16 protein-coding genes are annotated in these 20,360 nt (G+C 58.2%); 4 read left to right on the top strand and 12 right to left on the bottom strand.

What is annotated here, in order from left to right:
• From M9Q49_RS18970 to M9Q49_RS18950, 5 genes are all read right to left on the bottom strand, one after another.
• Nucleotides 1-897, bottom strand: a complete 897-nt coding sequence (locus M9Q49_RS18970) for a hypothetical protein (protein WP_254510395.1) — start codon at nt 895-897, stop codon at nt 1-3.
• Nucleotides 884-1,867, bottom strand: a complete 984-nt coding sequence (locus tag M9Q49_RS18965) for a stage II sporulation protein M (protein WP_254510394.1) — start codon at nt 1,865-1,867, stop codon at nt 884-886. Before M9Q49_RS18965 ends, M9Q49_RS18970 begins: the two co-directional genes overlap by 14 nt.
• Before the next feature lie 17 nt (nt 1,868-1,884).
• Nucleotides 1,885-2,802: an RDD family protein gene (locus M9Q49_RS18960; RefSeq protein WP_254510393.1), complete on the bottom strand. Its 918-nt coding sequence runs from the start codon at nt 2,800-2,802 to the stop codon at nt 1,885-1,887.
• A 154-nt stretch (nt 2,803-2,956) separates the two neighbouring features.
• Entirely contained in the window at nt 2,957-4,846 is a 1,890-nt protein-coding gene (dxs, locus tag M9Q49_RS18955) for a 1-deoxy-D-xylulose-5-phosphate synthase (RefSeq protein WP_261365076.1), read from the bottom strand.
• Nucleotides 4,847-4,874: 28 nt separating this feature from the next.
• Complete coding sequence (locus tag M9Q49_RS18950; protein WP_254510392.1) at nt 4,875-5,771, bottom strand: polyprenyl synthetase family protein; 897 nt, start codon at nt 5,769-5,771, stop codon at nt 4,875-4,877.
• Nucleotides 5,772-5,938: 167 nt separating this feature from the next.
• On the opposite strand from M9Q49_RS18950, the gene M9Q49_RS18945 reads away from it, so the two are divergent.
• Nucleotides 5,939-7,009: a hypothetical protein gene (locus M9Q49_RS18945; protein WP_254510391.1), complete on the top strand. Its 1,071-nt coding sequence runs from the start codon at nt 5,939-5,941 to the stop codon at nt 7,007-7,009.
• Between the two features lie 38 nt (nt 7,010-7,047).
• On the opposite strand, the gene M9Q49_RS18940 is transcribed toward M9Q49_RS18945, so the two are convergent.
• Together M9Q49_RS18940 and M9Q49_RS18935 are read right to left on the bottom strand one after the other, a co-directional pair.
• Nucleotides 7,048-9,636: an ABC transporter permease gene (locus tag M9Q49_RS18940; RefSeq protein WP_254510390.1), complete on the bottom strand. Its 2,589-nt coding sequence runs from the start codon at nt 9,634-9,636 to the stop codon at nt 7,048-7,050.
• The gene (locus tag M9Q49_RS18935; RefSeq protein ID WP_254510389.1) at nt 9,633-10,379 is read right to left on the bottom strand and encodes an ABC transporter ATP-binding protein; all 747 of its coding nucleotides are present in this window, start codon (nt 10,377-10,379) and stop codon (nt 9,633-9,635) included. The genes M9Q49_RS18940 and M9Q49_RS18935 overlap by 4 nt, the downstream gene beginning before the upstream one ends.
• A gap of 1,001 nt (nt 10,380-11,380) precedes the next feature.
• On the opposite strand from M9Q49_RS18935, the gene M9Q49_RS18930 reads away from it, so the two are divergent.
• Both M9Q49_RS18930 and M9Q49_RS18925 read left to right on the top strand, forming a co-directional pair.
• On the top strand, nt 11,381-11,866 hold the full coding sequence (locus tag M9Q49_RS18930) for a hypothetical protein (protein WP_254510388.1): 486 nt from the start codon (nt 11,381-11,383) through the stop codon (nt 11,864-11,866).
• 30 nt (nt 11,867-11,896) lie between these two features.
• A complete protein-coding gene (locus M9Q49_RS18925) occupies nt 11,897-12,430 on the top strand; it encodes a super-infection exclusion protein B (RefSeq protein WP_254510387.1) in 534 nt (177 codons plus the stop codon).
• 92 nt (nt 12,431-12,522) lie between these two features.
• On the opposite strand, the gene M9Q49_RS18920 is transcribed toward M9Q49_RS18925, so the two are convergent.
• The 5 genes from M9Q49_RS18920 to dxr form a co-directional block, all read right to left on the bottom strand.
• On the bottom strand, nt 12,523-12,915 hold the full coding sequence (locus tag M9Q49_RS18920) for a hypothetical protein (protein ID WP_254510386.1): 393 nt from the start codon (nt 12,913-12,915) through the stop codon (nt 12,523-12,525).
• A 31-nt stretch (nt 12,916-12,946) separates the two neighbouring features.
• Nucleotides 12,947-13,873, bottom strand: a complete 927-nt coding sequence (locus tag M9Q49_RS18915; RefSeq protein WP_254510385.1) for a DUF1559 domain-containing protein — start codon at nt 13,871-13,873, stop codon at nt 12,947-12,949.
• Nucleotides 13,874-14,085: 212 nt separating this feature from the next.
• Nucleotides 14,086-14,442, bottom strand: coding sequence for a preQ(1) synthase (queF, locus tag M9Q49_RS18910; RefSeq protein ID WP_254510384.1), 357 nt, complete (start codon nt 14,440-14,442; stop codon nt 14,086-14,088).
• Nucleotides 14,443-14,555: 113 nt separating this feature from the next.
• Nucleotides 14,556-16,880 carry a site-2 protease family protein gene (locus M9Q49_RS18905; protein ID WP_254510383.1) on the bottom strand — a complete coding sequence of 775 codons (2,325 nt, stop codon included), beginning with the start codon at nt 16,878-16,880 and terminating at the stop codon, nt 14,556-14,558.
• On the bottom strand, nt 16,868-18,100 hold the full coding sequence (gene dxr / locus M9Q49_RS18900) for a 1-deoxy-D-xylulose-5-phosphate reductoisomerase (protein WP_254510382.1): 1,233 nt from the start codon (nt 18,098-18,100) through the stop codon (nt 16,868-16,870). Before dxr ends, M9Q49_RS18905 begins: the two co-directional genes overlap by 13 nt.
• 136 nt (nt 18,101-18,236) lie before the next feature.
• On the opposite strand from dxr, the gene ftsH reads away from it, so the two are divergent.
• Nucleotides 18,237-20,333 (top strand): ATP-dependent zinc metalloprotease FtsH, encoded by a 2,097-nt coding sequence (gene ftsH / locus M9Q49_RS18895; RefSeq protein WP_315861183.1) that lies wholly within the window; start codon nt 18,237-18,239, stop codon nt 20,331-20,333.
• Nucleotides 20,334-20,360: the final 27 nt, after the last annotated feature.

Raw genomic sequence — 20,360 nt, 5'->3', positions numbered from 1 at the left:
TTAGAGCAGGCTTGGTTTCAGTCGCAGCGCTTCGGCCTTCATCAGCAGTTCGACTTCCCAGCCTTCGTGGCGAATTCGGAGGTCGAGGTAATCCAAAAACCGCACCACCGAAATTAAACTGACCACCGTCCACAACATGGCGGGATACCAAATGTAAACGAGAATCCAATTCAATTCATAACTGGCAAACAGCACGGCCTGCAGAAAATAAGTCGTCGTGCCGACCATCCACACCAGTACGAGGGTGGCCAGCACGGTGCCCAGCCAGCGGACGAACAAGTCGTTGCTGTAAGGGCCATGCAGATGCGAGCTGCGTTCGCCGATGGTGATCACCTGCGGATTTTTGGAACGGAGCGGATTTTTTTCCAGCACGATGATTTCATTGATGTAAGGCCGAAAGGCTCGCATGATCGTGACGTAGGGAATCATCAAGAGCACTATCAGCCCGAACTCGAGTAAAAAGTTCGGCTCGAAGCGATCAAAGGCCAGTGCGAGCAGCCAGATCGGTAGCACAGCGCGAAACAGAAACTGGCAGATAAAGATCGCTGGGTATTGTTTGAGAGCATCCCAGACAACTTGCTTGATCCGCGGGTTCTCCATGAAGACCGCGGGACCCAGATATGCGACGACAAATACCGAAGCCAGCGGCGCTTCGAAATAAATGAAGACGGCCATCGTCCAGGCATAGCGAACCGGCCATTCATTGGGCTCGGTAAAGTCGAGACCGTCGGCCATCCAGTTGAGCAGCAGGGCATTGATCGCAGCCAACGGCACGATGGCCAGCAGCGAACAGATTAGCCAGGGCTTCCAGAATTCGCGCAGCAAACGAAACGATAGGTCGAGCGTCTCGAGCAGGTTTCGTTCGCGGATAGCAATGCGCGTATTATCGAGCTGCATTGAGGAGCCTCCGCGGGAAACCGAGCACCACGAAATAGAATCCCAGCAGAGCGCTCGAGAGCAAACAAACGCCAGACTTCAACCAGATGGGCGCCGACGACGGAGATATGAATCCCTCGATGAGCGCCGCGAACAAAAACATCAGCATTGCCGCGCACATCACCGGCATCATCTCGGCGCCGTTCTTTTGCAGCGACGCGCCGCGCGAAAGTTGCCCCGGCATGATCCAGGCCATGCCGAGCCGCAAACCAGCGCCGGCCGAAAGGACAATCGCAGTTAGTTCAAACGGCCCGTGCGCCCGCACGAAGTGAAAAAAGTGTTCCCCCTGCGGCACATCGGGGCGGGCCATGTAACCAAAGGCAGCCCCCAGCCAAACCGCGTTCTTGGCCGTGATATACAAACCGGGAACCACAAGCAGGCCCCAGACGAAGCATTGCAGGCCGATGCCGGTGTTGTGGTTGATATAGAAGGCCGCCATTCGCAGGTTCGTGTCGCCGTCGCGGTCCGAGCCATCTGGCGGCTTCTTGAAGTGCTCCTGCATCTGCTCAAGCATCTGGGGCGGGAGCATTTCCTCGGCAAATTCCGGCCAGGCCGTTTTTGAATAGGCGAGCCAGGCACTGAGAATGAAAAAGCCCCAGAAGAAAACGAACATCGTCTGCACGCAGCGATCGTTGAAGATCCGCTGCGGCACATCCTCTAGCAGCATCTTGGCCCAGACTTTGTAATCGAACTGCCTGGCCCGATAGAGCTGGTTGTGAGCCCGGCCGACTAGCTTGTGAAGATACTGAACGGTGTTTTCGGGCAACTGATAGGAGTTCGAGAGCGCGAGGTCGGCGCACGCTGCGCGATAGAGCGCCGAGAACCGCGAGATCTCTGCGGTGTTGAGCGTCGACTGGCTGATCCGGTCGCAATAGCGTTCCAGTTCCTGCCAGTTTTGGCGGCGGCGTTCCAGCAGTTCGACAACTTTCATAGCGTGTCTGTACTTTCTTAGAACTGCCGAGGCGGCGTGGCGGGAATCGTCACCATCTGCTCTTGCGGCAGCGGCGGCGGTTTGTAATTGAACTGCGCGGGCGTGGCGAATGGCTGCGAGAACGGATTGACCTGCGCAGCGGCCGCGGTGGCTTCGGCGAGCCGCCGTTCGTCTTCACCACGATCGGCAATGAACGTGCGGTAATAAAGCGCGCATAGCAGCAAATCGTAACTCGTATCCGCCGGCAAACCGAACTGCACCAACAGCGGCTCGCCCAAGTGCTTGGCGACTTCGCGGCGGCGGAGCGGTGAAAAAAATCGCCGACGTTCGACATACGTTGCCAATGCGCGAGCGAGTGGCCGCGAGACAATAAAGTTCGGCGGCAGATAACCGGCAAGCTGAATTGCGCGAGGATCTTCAAGCTTCGCCACGCCGGTGAGCCAAGAGTTCTGCTCGACGACCACGATCGTTCCCGACACCAAATCGCCCAGACGTTGGCTCCGCTTGTTCAGCGTCATCACCAGCAAGCCGAGGCACGGCAACGGCAAAAACAAATCAGCCCCGCGGAACAGGTTCCGCATGATCGCCTGCAGACCGTTGATCGGCTGACCTTCGGTCGTCAGCACGCGAATGCCGGTCAGCCGTTTGCCGGGCGTTTGGCCGTTCATGAACGTTTCGAACAAACCGCCGTAAAACCAGCGGAAGACGAAGAAGCTAATCGAGATCATCGCTTCGGCCAGGCCGCCGCTAATGAAAGCGCCGAACGTAATCGCAATGGCAATTGCGCAGATGAAGATCGCCGTGGCGGTTATGGTCCAGTCGATGAGCAGGGCCGGCAAACGGCGAAACGGACCGGCGAGCCGATATTCGAACGCGATGTTTTCCGGTGTGACCACACGGATGATCGAATCGATTTGCTCGTGACGTTGTGCCATGAAAAAGATGAGAGCCGCAGATCAGGCGAACACCGAGTATTCCGAACAACTCGGTACTCCGAGCGATAACTCGCACGCTTATGCATTATTTGTTCCCCGCCAGCGGGCCGCAACTCCCAAAGAGCTCGGCCGGCGGAATGCATGATATTCGCTGCTAGGCGTGCGTTCTTTGCTCGGCGAGCGCCCGGCAAGTCGCAATCAGGCCCAATTGGTCGAGCCCCAGATCGGCCAGCAGTTCGGCCCGCTCGCCGTGCTCGACATACCGATCAGGAATGCCCAGCCGCTTGATCCGGCTGCAATCGAGCCCCAATTCCGAGGCCGCCTCGAGCACCGCCGAACCAAAACCGCCCATCAAGCAGCCTTCTTCAACAGTGACGATGAACGGGCATTCTCGGAGAGCCCGCTCGAGCAGGTCCTTGTCCATCGGCTTGATGAACCTTGCGTTGACCACACCGATATCGAGCCCATCCTGACGCATCCGGTCGGCTGCGCGAACGCACTCGGTTACCAGCGTGCCGCAGGCCAGAATCAAGCCATCGCGGCCCCAGCGAATGATTTCGCTCCGCCCCAGTTCGATCGGCTGGCGATCGCCCGGCAGCGTTTCGGCATTGGCTTTGGGATAGCGAATCGAGCTCGGCCCGTCGAGCGTGAGCGAGAAATCGATCATCCGCTGCGCATCGTAAGCATCACCCGGCGCCATGCAGACGATGTTCGGGAAGATCCGCATGTAAGCGATGTCGAAGCTGCCGTGGTGCGTCGGGCCGTCGGGACCTGTGAGCCCCGCGCGATCCATGGTGAACAGCACCGGCAGATTTTGCAGCGAGACTTCCTGGAAAATCTGATCGTAACTGCGCTGCAGAAACGTGCTGTAGATATCGACGATCGGCCGCAAACCAGTTTTGGCCTGACCGCCGGCGAAGGCAACCGCGTGCGATTCACAAATGCCCGTGTCGAAGAACCGCTGCGGAAATTCCTCGCGAACTTTCTCGAGCTTATTCCCTTGGCACATGGCCGCGGTCAGCACCGTCACGCGGTTATCGCGGCGCATCGCATTGCCAATGGCTTCGCTGATGAGATTGGTGTAGGCCGGCGAACCGCCCGACTTTTTCGGAATCGCACAGCCGTTGTCATCTTCAAAGGCCGGCGGCGTGTGAAAGAACACCGGATCGGCCGCGGCGGGCTGATAGCCGTGGCCCTTCTCGGTAACGACGTGCAGCAGGATCGGACCCTTGAGGTTCTTCACCATCTGCAGGTATTTGCGGAGCACCACCAGATTGTGGCCGTCGATCGGGCCGAGGTAGCGGAAGCCGAGATCCTCGAACATCATCCCGCCGTGCAAACCGGCCTTCACGGCTTCCTTCATTTGCGCGAGGAAGCGTTCCACCGGATCGCCCAGCAGCGGCACCTTGTTCAGCGTCTCGACCACGCTGTTCTTCAGCCCGGCATAAAACGGAGTCGTGCGCAGCCGATCCATATAACTGGCCAGGCCGCCGACGCGCGGGCAGATCGACATTTTGTTGTCGTTCAAAATCACCAGCGTGTCGCTCTTCAAACCGCCCGCATTATTGAGCGCTTCGAAAACAATGCCCGAGGGAAATGCGCCATCGCCGATCACCGCGACCGATCGTCGTTCGGGTTCGCCGCGCAAATCGTCGCCGCTCTTCAAACCCAAGGCCGTCGAAACGCTCGAACCGGCATGGCCCGTCATGAAGAGGTCGTATTCGCTCTCGTGCGGGTTGGGATAACCCATCAATCCGCCCTTGGTGCGGATCGTGCTGAATTCGTGATAGCGGCCGGTCACGAGCTTGTGCGGATAGATCTGATGGCCGGTGTCCCAGATCAGGCGGTCACGGCGGAAGTCGAACACGCTGTGCAATGCGAGGCACAGCTCGACGACGCCGAGATTCGACGCAAAGTGAGCGGTGCGGGTGCTGAGCAGATTGCACAGCACGTCGCGGATTTCCGCGCCGAGGGTCGTGAGTTCGCCGACCGACATTTTCTGCAGGTCAGCGGCCGATTCGATTTTGGAAAGTATTTGATGCATAGCTTTTTGTGCGGCTTCCAAGCCAATCTCAGTGATTCCGTTCTAACACATACCGGGCCAGCGCTTCCAGGTACGCACCCCGCTCCCCAAATGTTCCCGCCGCTTGCCGGGCCTCGGCAATCAGGTCGGCTGCGCGCTGCTGACTGGCTGCTTCGCCCAGCAAACCGGGATAGGTCAGCTTGCCAGCCTCGGAATCTTTCCCTGTCTTCTTTCCCATCTTGCTTTCATCGCCCCGCAAGTCCAAGAGGTCATCGACAATTTGAAACGCCAACCCCAGACAATCGCCGTACCGCTCCAAAGCCGCAAGCTGGGTCGCCGAAGCCTGCCCGATCGCGCCGCCCATTCGCAGCGAGACCTTGATCAGAGCCCCCGTCTTCCGCCGGTGTATTCGTTCCAACCCGGCGAGGCTTTGCTCGAGCTCGGTCGGATTCAAATCGTCGTACTGACCTCCCACCAGGTTTCCCGGACCGGCCGCGCGGGCCAACTCCTGCAAACAGGATTGTAGCGCCCAAGCCGGACAATTTGCCGCCACAATTTCAAACGCCTGAGCGAGCATCGCGTCACCCGCCAGGATCGCCGTCGCTTCGTCAAAAGCCACGTGACAAGTTGGCCGGCCGCGACGCAGTTCGTCGTCGTCCATGGCCGGCAAATCGTCGTGAATCAGCGAGTAAGTGTGGATAAACTCCACTGCTGCCGCCGCTGGCAACGCTGCCTCGATCCCATAACCGCAGGCCTCGCAAGCCATTAACACCAACAGCGGCCGCAATCGCTTGGCGGGGGCAAACAGGCTGTGCCGAATCGCCGCCGCGAGCCGGGCGGGCACTTCTGGGCCATATTCGGTGCAGCCCGCCAGCTGAGCCTCAATCCGCTGCCGCAGGCTACGCAGATGTTCCTGAAATCGAGCGGCCTCAAAGTCGGCAGACATGACAGCGGGGGGGAATGGCGGAGGGGATGGTCCACAATGCAGACCCGACAATGGAGCCCCCAGCATAGCAGATTCGCTGCGATCTAACTTCCGCCGCAGACTGATTTTGAACCGGTTGCGGCGATTTGATTGTGAACTCACCTTTTCAACGTTAGAGTCTCATTTCTATGGGCACCTGGGGGACCAAAATTCTGGAAGACGATGCCGCGCTCGACGCTTATGGCGAGTACATCGACCAGTACAACCTCGGGGCTACGCCAGAGCAGATCCGGCAGCGGTTCGAGGAGAAATCGCTTTTTCGCGATCGCGTGATAATAGACAACACACCGTTCTGGCTCGGTCTGGCGCTGGCTCAGTGGGAATGCGGGGCGCTCGACGACGATGTGCTTGCCATCGTGCAGCAAACCTTCGACGAAGATCTGGAGCAAGAGATCTGGGAAGCCGACTACCCGGCGCGTAAGAAGATCCTCGCTCGCTTGCTGAAGAAGCTCGCGGTCCCCACCAAGAAACCGCGGAAACGGGTCAAACCGCGACTCTACTCCGTCCCGTTTCGGACGGGCGATTGCCTGGCCTTTCGACATGCCGATGGCAACTACGGAGCGGCAGTTTGCGTATCCGCGGATCGAGAGAAGACTCGCTATGCCGGAGCTATCCTCGTCACCACGCGCATCAGTCAGCCGAACAAGCCTACACTCGCCGAAGTGGCCGCTTCGCACGTGATGATCAAGGAATGGTTCACCAGCAGCCCGCCGGAAGCGGCCGTTGAAGTGCATGTGGTCCACGACCAAAAGTCAGCCTTGGAGGCACAGCAGCTAGAAGTGATCGGCCGCCTCGAAATCACTCGCAGTTTCGGCGAAACGCTTTACGGCCAAAGCTTTGGGTGGAATGTGGAGCTCTACGGCAATCTGCAGTTTCCCTGGGAGAGGGAGCACAGCGATTCACCGCTCAAGTTCCGCTTACCAATTGCGCAGTTCATCACTCGGCGGGACGATGAGTGGGGAAAGCTCGGCGAGATCTTTGCCCAGCACATGCAGAAGCAGGACCGCGAACTCGGGCTCAAAACGCAAGCCGAATTCGTCCAGCGGTGGACGCAGCTAAGTGCGGGCGACAATCGATCGCTGGCGATCGCATTCCTCGTCGATTACGTAGGGGTCGAGCAATCGCGAGTCGAGACTTGGGTCGATTGCATCGTTCGCAACCAGCGCCAGCATGAAAGAGACCTCAAGCAAGCCACTTAAGTTGCTTGAGGTCTTTTGGTTTGAGGCCTGCCTGCCGATTAATCGTAGTGCAGCGCCTGCGCGAGATCGACGTTCGCCGCGCGACGTGCGGGGAAGTAAGCCGCGATCAGCGTAACTGCAATCGTGCCGAAGAGCGCGACCGACAGCAAGCCAGGATAAAAGTGGAACTCAATCTCCCGGCCGAATGATGGCACCATGGCCAGGTTCATGATGTAAGCGACGAACACGCCCACCGCGATTCCCGGCACGAGGCCCGCCGCGCTGATAAGCAGAGCTTGGGTCAGAATCGTTTTGCGAACTTGTGTCTTGGTCATCGCGACGATCCGCAGCATGGCGAGCTCGCGAGTTTGTTCCAGCACGTTCATCGTCAGCGTGTTCACCACGCCGATCATGGCGACGAAGAAGGCGACGTACACGAGCCCCCACATGCCAAGTTCCACGCCGGCTTTCATCGCGTCGATGGTCCAGCTCAGTTCCGTGTTCGATTGCAGCATGAGGGCGTACTTGTCGGTGATGACTGCGAGTTTGTTCCGCAGATCCTCGAGCTTTTCGCGATTCTCGTTTTCGGCCAGGCGAATGGCATACGCGTCGACGCCTTCGATACCGAGAATCCGCTCCGCCGTCTTGCGCTGCATGTGAACCGACAGGCCGGCGACCATGTAGTCGTTGGCAACTGCGGCGACTTTCACTTTTTCTGCCCCGTTACGGCCGAGGATGCTGATTTCTTCGCCCGCCTTGAGGTTCAAGTCGTGAGCGAGAATCGAACCAATCACGACCTGGCCATCGAAGAGCTTTTCGCGCAGCCCTTCCAAAGTTCCGTCGGTCAGATCGAACGACGGGGGTCGGTGATCGGCAAAGTCGCGAGCGACGACGTGAATGCCATGCTCGGCTCCTTGTTTGTCTAAAACGTCGGCGCCGACGAACACAATTCGTTCGACCATGCTGGGGTCGAGATAGGAAATCTCTCGGATTTCATCGCCCACTTCGGCGGGCAAGTCGGGTGAAGTTCCCTTTTGCATATCAGGCATCAGTGAGCGAACGAAAAAGTCGCTCGTAACCGACGCGCGATACCACTCCTGCATATCGCGCACGTTGTCCTTGATCGAAATGGTCATGCCGATCACCGCACAGGCGGCGACGAAGAGCACGCCGATGGTCAGCTGCGTGCGGACGCGATGCCGCAGAATCTGCCGCAGGGCCATTTCCCCTTCGACCTTGGTGAAGGGTTTGATCATGGCAGCAAAGACCGTGATCAGCGGTTCCAAAAACAGCGGCGACAAAAAGACGACGCCGATCAACAGGAACACGGCGCCAAACGGCCCGACGTAGATATTCAGTTGGCCAGCGATGCAGAAATAAACAATCACCACGCCGATCAGCATGAGCAGCCCGCCGAAAACCAGGTAACGGCGACCGCCACCTTCGATGTCTTCGCGCGACACGCGGCTGAGACCTTCGAGCGGCGAAACTTGTCCCGCCCGCCAGGCCGGCACATACGAACCAATGAGCGAAATGCCGATGCCGAGAAATGCAGCGAGTGCGATCGGCAACCAATGAATCTGTGGATCGGGCAGGATCACATCGAAGCCGCGCGACATCGTACGGTTCATCAGATACGCTGCGCCGATGCCGGCTGGAATGCCGATGCCCGTGCCGATGACACCGAGCATGAGCGCTTCGCCGAGCATCGTGTACATGATCTGCTTGCCCGTCGCGCCGACGGCCCGCATGATGGCCAGCTGACGACGGCGTTCTCCCACGCTCATAAAGAACGTGTTGAGAATGATGAAGCAGGCCAGCACGAACGAAAACACCGTCGAGACGAACAAGCTCTGTTCCGTCGACAGCAACATCCGCTTCATCAAATTCGAATTGCTCGATGGCGGACGAACCTTCAAGCCTTCGGGAAGAATCTTGGCGATCTCGGCCGCGACTTGATCGACATTGGCGCCAACCGCCGTGACGATTTGAATCGAGTCGATGATATTGGGGTGAGTGCGGTTGAAGATCTTCTTCGAGTCGTTGAGCGGAATCATCGCGAGCGCCATCTGACGCATCGCAGCGCCGCCGAGCGGCTTGGCCAGGCCGACCACTTCCAGATCCACTTTAGCAGCCGCACCGCGCACGGAAACGACATCGCCGATCTTCAGGTGCTGTTGCTTGGCAAAGCCTTCATCAATGACGAGTTCATAGGGCTTCTTCTTGTCTGTGCGGAGTTCACCCATGCGGCCAGCGGTGACTTTGTAGTCGCGCACCAGCTGATCGACGGTTTGCTCCTTCGAAGCGCGAGCGGTATCCACACCCAGCGCTTGCAGCTTGATTTGCTTTTCACCGCTGATGATCTTGGCGTCGCGCTGCAGCAGCGGCACGGCGTACTGCACGCCCGGGGTCTGCTGCACTTTGGCGACGATGTCGTCTTCGAAGCCGGCGTTGCCGGGCACGGTCACTTCCAGCGTCGCTTTGCCGGTGACGGTTTCGAACATCATCTTCTGAGCTTTGCTGGTTGTTTCGCTCAGCAAGCTGACAGAAACAACGGCCGTCACGCCGATCACAATGCTCAGAATCGTGAGAATGGTCCGGCCCAACCGCGAGGTCAGGCTGCGGCTCGAAAACTTGCCTAAGCTCATCGACGGCTGGCCTCCATGACGGCAGCGGCGGCTGGCTTGCGAGGACGTACGATTTCTTCGCGATCGATCAAACCATCGGCCAGATAAATCACCCGATCAGCTTGGCGGGCCACTTGAGCGTCGTGCGTTACGATCACAATTGTTTGACCGTGATCTTCGACCAGCCTGCGAAGCATGGCCGTTACTTTTTCACCGTTGGCCGAATCGAGATTGCCCGTTGGTTCGTCAGCGAGCAGGATCGCTGGTTCAATGGCGAGTGCGCGGGCAATGGCTACGCGTTGCTGTTCGCCGCCGGAGAGCTTGCCGGGAATGTGGCCGGCTCGTTTGCCCATGCCGACGAGTTCGAGTTTTTCCAGCGCCTTCTTCTTGGCGACCGCGGGGTTCATGCCGTCGAGCTCGAGCGGCAACGCCACATTTTCTTCTGCCGTGAAAATCGGCAGCAGATTGAACGCTTGAAAAATAAAACCGATCCGTTGCCGGCGGATAAGCGTGCGCTGGTCGTCGGTCATTTTTGCGAGATCTTTGCCTTCCAGCAGCACATGACCGCCGGTAGGAACATCGACACCGCCGAGCAGTGTGAGGAGTGTGCTCTTGCCGCTGCCGCTGCGTCCCATAATGGCCAGCATTTCGCCGGCATGCACCTGCACATCGACACCGCGCAAGGCCTCGACCTTGGTGTCTCCTTCGCCATAGACCTTCGTCACCAGGCGGGTTTCCAACACAACGCTGTCCGTCACAGCCATGAATCACTCCTCAGCCAAGTCGCGAACGACGAGGCGTAATGTGACAGCACGCAGGCCAGCGATAACACCGCCCGCGCCACTGTCGCTTCAGGATTCCCTTGATCGAGAGCCCCTCATTTATCCGTTATCATTGATCCCTTGAAAAGGGCACGCTAGCAGCTCACCGGCTCACTGTCGCCGTCAGCAACTCATTGTCACCTAATTCTATTCCAGCGTAAGGGGCGGACATTTGCTACAACCACTTACGCCCATTGGGTTTTACGTTTATTCCGACCTGCTGGTCTGGGTAAGACAGGTCGAATTCTGCTCTTAACCGGTTGTGCGGCCGCCTGTTCACACAGAAAACCGACTTTACCAATTGAACGGGCGCTGATTCTCAACCTTCTGGCAAAACAGCCACCAGAGATATGGTAGTTGCCCGCAATCGGGATCGCGGATTTCGCCAGCCAAGTGTCTCTACGGTTTACTTCGGCGGCTGGTTGCCAACTTAGGTCAGGCGAGCGGGCCATCAGGTGGACATGCTGTCCACGTTGCCCTTAAATTGCTTCGGACGCGATGTTTATAACACCCCAGTGCAGTTTTCGATGAGATTCTAAGTGACTACAGGTGAATAGCTTGCGACAAGATAGGCTGGAAAATCCGCAGTCAAGTTATAACAGCGCTACTTTAGGCGAATGTGAACCTGCGAATCGTCGTAAGGTACTTTGGGGAATGTGATTGCGACGAAAAATAGATCGCAATCCCTTATGTCCGCGCCGCACGAATATCACCATCGTATAACACCGATGTAACCGCCGAAACTTCGATATTATTTCGCCAGCGAATTAAATTTCCTGGTTTGGTGCGCGCAACCTCTCTCTGTAGTTGCCGGATCTACCAAGTTTCCAAGGAACGAGGCGTGTGTCGTTGCCAATCGGAACGGCTTTGCCTAAAAGCCTCATCTTGCCCAGCTATTCAGGTGTCTGCCCAAAAACGCGGTGTGGCGACCCCTCTCTCAAACAATGGCCTACGCTTATGCGGAGGGCATTTTCATGCGGGTAGCGATTACAGCGGCGGTCGTAGTGGGCGTGATTATCGGCATTGCTTGGCAATCTGCGATCCGGCCCCGACCGGAACAATCGCCGATTCCGACGCCTGTTTCAGACTCACCGCCTCCTGATACAAAGCCGCCGTCCAGACTCTCAGCCTCTCCAAGCGAGCTGAAAGCAATCTTTGAGAACCTAGAGGACGTGCGAAAGCAAGTTGTCGATCTGCGTGCATTCATCTCGGTTTACAAGAATTGGGCACCAGCTTATGAGTCAACCCGATGCCTTCGACTGGCGGATGAAATTGAATCCCTTATCGCAAAGATTCAGAATCAGGTACTTCGAGCAAGCAATGGCGAGTCGGTGCCACCAATCTCCGGCGATTGGGAACAGCTTCAACAACTGATTGAGCAATTCAATCGAGCCGGGAGCGATTTCAAGAAGGCTGCATCGCAACGGTGATTTGTGGCTAATACTGAGAGGCGATTGTCGATGGATTCGCTGAAAGATTGGACCTCGGTACTTGAGTGGCTAAAGAGGCCATTCTTTGCCTTCGTAGCAGCCATCGTTCTTGGCGCGATGCTGCTCTCAACTGAAATCCTTGACTGGTTGGGGCTCGGTAGTTTTCGCTGGATTGTCGCAATCCTCTTTGTTCTCGCGTCGTGTATTTTCTTGTCGCAAGTTCTCGCCGTAATTTGGAAAACAATCGCCACAGTTGGGGCAGCAATTGGCTCGTGGTTGGAGAGAAGAACCGTCGCCAAGAATCACCGGAAGCGGCTTCACCAACTTACCGACGATGAGAAGCTTATCTTGAAGGGGTATGTAGATAGGAAAACCCGCGCTCAGAATCTTGACAGATTCGACGGGGTAGTCATCTGCTTGGAAGATGCTGGAGTTATCTACCGGGGCTCCAATTCAACTCTCGTCTATGGCCCGACTATCAGGTTCCCCTACGTTATAACCGATTTCGCCTGGGACTATCTCAACAAACACCCCGACATGCTTACCGCCGACAGGCATGGGTGATGCCACGTCGGGAGGGAACACAAACGGAATGGGCATTATGCGAATGTCCACTAAGAAGTAAACGGTCGCGGGCTTCGATAACGCGGCTAATGCTATTTCGATTCCAGTGGGAAATCGTAGCCGTCCTTCTTCTCCTTGGTCACGTTCACACTCAGGTTCGAGGTGGTCGGCAGCTTGTACTTGGCCGGCACGGCGTCTTCCAGAAGTGGTTCGGTCCCCATCGGGCCGAATTTTCCGGGGACTTCGCGGGTGGCGCTGATGGCGACTTTGTTTTGGCCCGGATGGACCTTGGCCGAGTATTCGCCGTTGGCGATCTTGCCGGCTTCCTGGCCGAACTGCGGATCGGCGTTGGTGAAATAGATGTCCCCCTTTTCCACCGGTTGGCCGTCGAGTGTCACTTTTCCCTTGATGGAAATCGTGGAGTCCGACGAGCCGCAACCAACGATGGAAAAGCAAAGTACGAGCAGCGAGAGCGCGCGCAGCATGAAAAACCTGACGGGATAGAAGAGAAGGAGTTTAGAAATCGCCGGTCGGCTCACCACCGTTGCGAGTCGCGAGCGCTTTGTAGGTGACGGCGTTGACGTTATTCGTCATAAACCGCACCGAGCCGTCGAGCAAACCGACGCTGACACCGGCTGGATGATAGCTGCGAGCATACAGCGCTTGCGAGCCACTCGTGGTGGTCACGCTGGTGACAGGAGCCTGCTTGATCGATTGCCCTTGATAATTCTGCGCGTCGGGAACGCTGGTGTTCGGCGGATTGAGCGCGCTGAACCAACTGTTCCCTTCCCACGAATTGCAGTAACGGCCCCGCAAGTCGTTGGCCGTTTTATCGGGCGAGATGCAGATCTCGCTGCACAGCAACGTATTGGCCGTGCCATCGACTGCGTCGGCGAGTCGCAAGAACGACTTGGTGTAAAACATGCCGTCGAGATTGTCGCCGTTCGGGCCATACGTGCTCGCGCCCGAGCACACGGCGTAGTTGACATGCATCCCTTGCATGACGTTCGCCCCACCCACCGAGTTCGTATCGGTTGTTTTCGTCTTCGGGCTGTTGCCGTCCGAAGGGCAGATCAGCGACTTGATGATCGAGTCCTTGTTGGGACAGAGCAGCGCCCAGTCGCCGTTGGTCAGACGGGCAGCGTTGTAGACTTCGTACAAATTCTTTTGTTCGATAAATGGCAGGATCGGCTGCACCCAGCAACCTCGGATCCAAGGAGCGTCGTTCGAATAGAAATTGTTCCACTGGCCAGGCGGCAGGCGGAGGAACGTGTCGTGGTAGTTGTGCATCGCCAAGGCAACTTGCTTGACGTTGTTCTGACATTGCATCCGCCGCGCGGCTTCGCGAGCGGCTTGCACGGCGGGGAGCAAGAGAGCTACCAGCACACCGATAATTGCGATGACGACCAGCAATTCGACCAGCGTAAAGCCACGGCGTTTCATAACGTACCTGCGACTCTTCTAAGAGTGCAGAAGACGTCGGCGGCAGGCGGACCGCGGTTCGTACATGCGTACGTTAACTACTCAATGCGGCGACAGCAACATTGGAATGAAATAATCGCAGTGCCCAGTAGCTGAATTCGCCAGAATTCAGAGACCGAACGAGTCACCGTCTGAATTCTGGCGAATTCAGCTACTTTCAGGGCCGCCGCAGGTTACTTCGACTCGTGAACGACCGTCACGCTGGTGCTGATGCCGCCGCGGGGGGTGAACGAGGCGACGAGCTTCATCCGCCGCGGGTGTAGAGCGGCGACCAGGTCGTCGAGGATGCGGTTGGTGACGTTCTCATAAAAGATGCCCGCATTGCGGAAGCTCTGCAGATACATCTTCAAGCTCTTGAGCTCGACGCACTTTTTCTCGGGCGTGTAAGTGAACGTTAGCACGCCGAAGTCGGGTTGGCCCGTCTTCGGGCAGACCGAGGTGAATTCGGGGCAGACGATTTCGATCACATAATCCCGCGCGGGGAATTGGTTGTCGAACGTTTCGAGCAGAGCAGCGGGATTGTCGGACATGATTATGGTGTAGGGTGGGTCGAGTGTACTCACGAGGCCCACCAATGTCTGGCGCAAAGTTTGGTGGGCCTCGCGGAGTACCGCTCGACCCACCCTACGGAACTTCTACTTGGTTACATAAAGAATCTGCCCACATCCATGGCTGAGGCAAACACCATCAGGCTGAATAGAAACGCGAGGCCGGCGTAAGTCAGCTTCATTTGCAGTTCGGCATCGACCGGTTTGCCGCGGATCCATTCGGCGGCGAGGAACACCATGTGTCCGCCGTCGAGCACGGGGATCGGCAGGAAGTTGACCACGGCCAGGTTTGCGCTGAGCATCGTCAAAAAGATCAGCATCTTGGGAATGCCCGTCGAAGCAACGTGCGTTGCAGCGCGGAGAATTCCCGGCGGGCCCGACAAGTGCCACAGGGCCAGCTTGCCCGTGACCAACCGATTCAGGACTGCGAAGACTTCCATGATCGCTTCCTTGGTTTCGCGGAAGCCCAGTTGGAACGCCCGGCCCCAGTCATCGGTTTGATTGACTCGCGTTTCTTGCATCATCGGCAACGCGCGGCCTTCGTCGAAGTGGGTCGTCGAGGGGACGAGCCCCAGTTCGGCGGTCATCGTTTTTTCGCCCCGCTGATAGCGAATCTTGAGCTGTTGATCGGGCTTGGCCAGTTGGTTGTAACCAAACACGCGCACCCACTGGTTCGGCGATTTCGCCAATTCAAACGGCTTGAGTTCGCCGATTTCCTTGTCGAGCGTGTCCGGCTTGGCGGCTTTGCTCTTGAGATATTCGGCCACGATCAGTTGATCGCCAGCTTTGAGGCCAGCCTTCGCAGCGGGCGAATCGGGAACGACATCGGCCACTTCGGCGAGCAGGTCGAAAGCGACACCGAGAGGCTCGGCAGCGGCCCGGCCACTGCTGGCCAAGAGACCGACCGTGCACAGATTGCGCGGCGCTTCGAGGGTGATGGTCTTGGTCAGTTTTTCCTTGTTCCGCTTGAGCACGATCGTTACTTCTTTGCCCACGCGGTCGAGCAGTCGTTGACCGAGCGACAGGGGATCGCCGACCGGTTGACCGTCGATGGTTTCGATCACATCGCCGACGTGCAGTTCAGCGACATCGGCGGGGCTCCCTTTGCGAATCGACGCGATCGGTCCCAGGCCGACAATCAGGCCGGTGTCCATGATCGGCTTGGCTTCGATGACGATGGGCAGCGTCGTGACTTCAGGCTTGGCGTCTTTCGGCGCGTCCTTCGGCAGCGGCTTGGTTCGTTCGATCGTGAGCGTGATTGGCCCTTGTGGCTTGCGCACGAGGAGCGAGTTGATCTCAGCGCCGGTGCTCACGGCTTGACCATCGAGCTCCTTGACGACGTCACCCTTTTCAAACGGCACGTCGGTCTTGGCGAGTTGATGGGCCATCCCTTCTTTGGCGGCGAGTTCGGCGGGCATTGGTCCAAGCTTGTTACTGCCCAGCATGGCGACGCCGATGGTGGGGAAGGTGTTTTCTTTGTGCTGCACCGGGCGAACTTCGAACCATTCTTCCTTGCCATTCGGCAGGCGAACTTGCATGGCGAGGTCTTGTGTCGTGCCGTTGAGCATCACCGCTTTGCGGAGGTCTTCGTAGCGGAGCCATTCGTGAGGTTGGCTCGTCTTGCCGAATCGCAGGATTTTCGAACCGGGCTCAACACCCGCTTGCCAGGCGGCTTCACCGGGGCTGACCGCGCCAATGCCGGCGGGCAACTCAGGCACGCCCAGACGATAAGCGATCGTGGCAAACACGACCGCGAAGATCGCATTCATGATCACGCCGGCCGAGATGATGGCCATGCGCGCGGGAACCGACTTCGCCGTGTAGCTGCGCGGATCGGTCATGATCACGCGGCCATCGGCGGTCTTCACCGCCACGGCGGGCTGCGCCGGCGGATCGGCATTGGTCACCGGATCTTTCGGCGGATGCGCCGACACGGCTTCGCCGACCTTTTCGATCGACGATCCGATGGTCAGGCCAGCACCAGTTTCATTTTCAACGGGCTTACCCTCCAAAGACGATCCTTCGGCGCCCGACTTCGTTCGTTCTGCTTCGGCTTCGGCATTGCGCGGATCATCATCCTGGCCGAGCATTTTCACATAGCCGCCCAGCGGCAAGCTGCCGATGCCGTACTCGGTTTCGCCGATCTGCATCTTCCACAGCGCGTTCGGGATCTTCCACTTCGTGAACGGAATTGGAATCTCGAAGAAGTCGAAGCCGACGTAAAACTTCTCGCACTTCACGCCGCAAGCCTTGGCCACGAGGAAGTGGCCTAGCTCGTGCACAAAGATGACGAAGCCCAAGCCGACCGCGACATAGAGCAAGCTCTGCAGCGTGCCGAGCAGCGACGTGAGTGCTGCGACCAGTGGATTGGGATCGCCCGTTGCGGCGAGTAGGTAGGACAAATCGATTACGAAATCCACCGTTGAACCTCCTCCCGTGCCCACGCGTCGAGATGCATCAATTGCTTCAGCGTGGGTGAGGGATTGTAGGAATGATGATCTATGACCGCGCGGCAGGCCGGCACGATTTGCAGGAATCGCATCTCGCCGCGCAAAAACCGGGCCACGGCTGCTTCGTTCGCCGCGTTCAACACCGCGCCCGCGGTGCCGCCGACTCGAGCCACTTCGCGCCCCAACGAAAGGGCAGGAAAGCGGTCTTCGTCCGGCGGTTCAAACTCCAAATTCCAACTAGTTTTCCAATCAACCTTCCGGGCCGGCGAGGCTCGCCGCTCGGGCCAGGTCAACGCATATTGTATGGGCAACTTCATGTCGGGCGGACTCATTTGAGCCAGCACCGAACCGTCGTTGAATTCTACCAAAGAATGAACCACCGACTGCGGGTGGATCATCACTTCAATTTGTTCCGGCGGCAAATCGAACAACCAACGGGCTTCGATCAGCTCGAGGGCTTTGTTCATCATGGTGGCCGAGTCGACCGTGATCTTCGGTCCCATTCGCCACGTAGGATGCGCCAGCGCCTGTTCGACCGTGACCTGCTCCATTTGCTCCTTGGGCATGCGGCGGAAAGGCCCGCCGCTAGCCGTCAGAATAATACGCCGCAGATCCTGCCGACGCCCAGCCGCCAAGGCCTGAAACACTGCACTGTGTTCGCTATCGATGGGCAAAATCTTGGCGTTACGGTTTGCCGCGAGGGGCATGACCAGCGGCCCGGCCATCACCAGCGTTTCTTTATTAGCGAGAGCAACGGTTTTGCCGGCTTCGATCGCGGCCCAGGTTCCATCCAGTCCGGCGCTGCCGACGATGGCTGCCACGACGACGTCGACCTCGTCACTTTGCACCACTCGCTGCATGGCATCGGGGGCGCAAACCACTTCGCTCACGCCTTTTAGAGCCGACCAATCGCATTTGGCCGCAGCGGCTGCCTCGGTGGGAATGATCCACCGCGGCCGAAATTCCAACGCTTGTTGCCGCAGCTGCTCGCAGCTGGTGTGGGCGCTCATGGCGACCACTTGGAGCTGTCCCGCCGAGTGCCGCACCACTTCCAGCGTGCTTTGCCCGATGCTGCCGGTTGAGCCAAGCAGCGCGATCTTGCGGGGTGAGGTCATGCGGGTGGCGAACAATCGATCGATGGAAATAGCTGTAACTTGGAACCACGCTTGCACTTGAGTGCGGCGGCTCATTGTAGGGGGGAGCTAGAAATGCAGCAACGGGAACAAATCCCAGCAGATGCAATAAAACCAGAGGACGCTATACTGAGATATTCAGGCAGAAAAATGTTCTCCGATCCTCTCTCCGGATCAACCGCAAGGAACGAGCATGAGCAACGACAACGGGCGTGACCGGGATAATCGCGGTCTGTCGAATTTCAACCTGTTTGCGATTGTCGTCCTCGTCCTGCTGGGCCTAACGCTGGTGGTCGTGGTCTCTCGCGGCCTGTTTGCCATGACCATCGACCAGTCGGATCTGGTCAAGCTAATCAAGGTTAGCCCGCACGTCAGCGTCGGCGGTCCCGAAGACAAAAACGCCGAAGGCTACGTCGGCCATGTCGATGTACAGGACGGCCGCGATACCAAGAAAAAATATCGCATCACCAATCTCGCCAACGTCGTGGTGCACGACCGCAGTGTCACCGGCACGGTGACCATGTCGACGCTCAAGGACGCTCGCGGCGGCGGCGAACTGGAAGTCGACAGCACGACCAAAAGAGAAGACGTCCGCTTTCAGGCTTTCATTCCCAGCACCAACACGCCGATGCGCGTCGAGGTCGAGCAAGCTCTGATCGATTCGAAATTTGAAAAGGGATCGGCCCCGCAACCCAATCCACTGGAACAAGCCTCGCCCTATATCCTCGCGATTCTCATCGGTCTGCTGGTCGTCTATCTGATGGTTCGCCGCTTGGCTGGCATCAGCAACCCGATGTCGTTTGGTCGCAGCCGCGGCAAGCTTTACGCTCAGGAAGATCTCGCCATAACCTTCAGCGACGTCGCCGGCATTGATGAAGCCGTTGAAGAAGTTCGCGAAGTGGTCGACTTCCTCGGCCAGCCTGAAAAGTATCAACGCCTCGGCGGTCGCATTCCGAAGGGAGTGTTACTCGTCGGTCCTCCCGGAACGGGCAAGACGCTCCTCGCGAAAGCCATTGCGGGTGAAGCCGGCGTGCCGTTCTTCAGCTTGTCGGGCTCCGACTTCGTGGAAATGTTCGTCGGCGTGGGTGCTGCGCGCGTCCGCGACATGTTCCTGCAAGCCGAAGCCAAGGCGCCCTGCATTATCTTCATCGACGAACTCGATGCCCTCGGCAAGAGTCGCGGCAGCGGCATGCCCGGCGGCCACGACGAACGCGAACAAACGCTCAACGCCCTGCTCGTCGAAATGGACGGCTTTGGTTCGAACAGCGGCGTGATTGTGATGGCAGCGACCAATCGCCCCGAAACGCTCGATCCGGCGCTCCTTCGCCCTGGTCGTTTCGATCGCCACGTGCTGGTCGATCGCCCCGATATCAAAGGCCGCGAAGACATCCTCAAGGTTCACGTCAAGCAAGTGAAGCTCGACCCGAATGTCGAGCTCAAAGAAATCGCCGCCATCACGCCCGGCTTTGTCGGCGCTGACCTGGCCAACCTCGTGAACGAAGCCGCCCTCCTCGCTGCCCGCAAGGAAAAGACTTCGGTTGGCATGAGCGAATTTAACGACGGCGTCGAACGCGTCACGGCAGGGCTCGAAAAGAAGCAACGCGTGATGAACGACGAGGAAAAGCTGCGCGTCGCCTATCACGAAAGTGGTCACGCCCTCGTGGCGTATAGCTTGCCGAACACCGATCCGGTCCACAAAGTGTCGATCATTCCGCGCGGTCTCGCTGCTCTCGGTTACACCATGCAGCGTCCCGAGGGTGATCGCTTCCTGATGACGCAATCGGAACTCGAAAGCCGCATCCTGGTTCTTTTCGGCGGCACGCTGGCCGAAGAGATGATCTACAACGACATCAGCACCGGCGCGTCGAACGATCTCGAACGGGCTTCCGAAATCGCCCGCAACATGGTGATGCAGTACGGTATGAGCCGCCTCGGCCGCGTCTGCTACAAGCAAAGCCATCGCAGTCCCTTCCTTGCAGCCGCGGCTGGCGAAGAATACTCAAGCCACGCCAGCGAACAAACGCAGCGCGAGATCGATCAAGAAGTTCGCCGCATCCTCGACGAATCGAACGAAAAGGTTCGGCACATCCTCGAAGTTCGCCGGGCTGCACTCGAAGCGCTCACGCGCCGCTTGATCGAAGTCGAATCGGTCGACGGCGTGGAACTGAAGAAGATCATGGAAGCCAATACCCACGGCCCGCTCGTGGTTCCTGGCACCGTAGTCTCGCCGCGGATCGCCACCGAAACGCAAGACAACCTCAACCCCGGTACCATGCAACAGCGCGGCTAACGCTCGGCGTAAGTCGCAGCTCCGTTG

Source organism: Anatilimnocola floriformis, from assembly GCF_024256385.1.
In the GTDB taxonomy this organism is placed as follows: Bacteria; Planctomycetota; Planctomycetia; order Pirellulales; family Pirellulaceae; genus Anatilimnocola; species Anatilimnocola floriformis.
This window is presented reverse-complemented; position numbering and strand designations above follow the sequence as displayed.

Excerpts from the sequence above, each read along its gene's own strand:
- M9Q49_RS18970 (WP_254510395.1), bottom strand. The coding sequence starts at position 897 with ATGCAGCTCGATAATACGCGCATTGCTATCCGCGAACGAAACCTGCTC.
- M9Q49_RS18965 (WP_254510394.1), bottom strand. The coding sequence starts at position 1,867 with ATGAAAGTTGTCGAACTGCTGGAACGCCGCCGCCAAAACTGGCAGGAA.
- M9Q49_RS18960 (WP_254510393.1), bottom strand. The coding sequence starts at position 2,802 with ATGGCACAACGTCACGAGCAAATCGATTCGATCATCCGTGTGGTCACA.
- dxs (WP_261365076.1), bottom strand. The coding sequence starts at position 4,846 with ATGCATCAAATACTTTCCAAAATCGAATCGGCCGCTGACCTGCAGAAA.
- M9Q49_RS18950 (WP_254510392.1), bottom strand. The coding sequence starts at position 5,771 with ATGTCTGCCGACTTTGAGGCCGCTCGATTTCAGGAACATCTGCGTAGC.
- M9Q49_RS18945 (WP_254510391.1), top strand. The coding sequence starts at position 5,939 with ATGGGCACCTGGGGGACCAAAATTCTGGAAGACGATGCCGCGCTCGAC.
- M9Q49_RS18940 (WP_254510390.1), bottom strand. The coding sequence starts at position 9,636 with ATGAGCTTAGGCAAGTTTTCGAGCCGCAGCCTGACCTCGCGGTTGGGC.
- M9Q49_RS18935 (WP_254510389.1), bottom strand. The coding sequence starts at position 10,379 with ATGGCTGTGACGGACAGCGTTGTGTTGGAAACCCGCCTGGTGACGAAG.
- M9Q49_RS18930 (WP_254510388.1), top strand. The coding sequence starts at position 11,381 with ATGGCCTACGCTTATGCGGAGGGCATTTTCATGCGGGTAGCGATTACA.
- M9Q49_RS18925 (WP_254510387.1), top strand. The coding sequence starts at position 11,897 with ATGGATTCGCTGAAAGATTGGACCTCGGTACTTGAGTGGCTAAAGAGG.
- M9Q49_RS18920 (WP_254510386.1), bottom strand. The coding sequence starts at position 12,915 with ATGCTGCGCGCGCTCTCGCTGCTCGTACTTTGCTTTTCCATCGTTGGT.
- M9Q49_RS18915 (WP_254510385.1), bottom strand. The coding sequence starts at position 13,873 with ATGAAACGCCGTGGCTTTACGCTGGTCGAATTGCTGGTCGTCATCGCA.
- queF (WP_254510384.1), bottom strand. The coding sequence starts at position 14,442 with ATGTCCGACAATCCCGCTGCTCTGCTCGAAACGTTCGACAACCAATTC.
- dxr (WP_254510382.1), bottom strand. The coding sequence starts at position 18,100 with ATGAGCCGCCGCACTCAAGTGCAAGCGTGGTTCCAAGTTACAGCTATT.
- ftsH (WP_315861183.1), top strand. The coding sequence starts at position 18,237 with ATGAGCAACGACAACGGGCGTGACCGGGATAATCGCGGTCTGTCGAAT.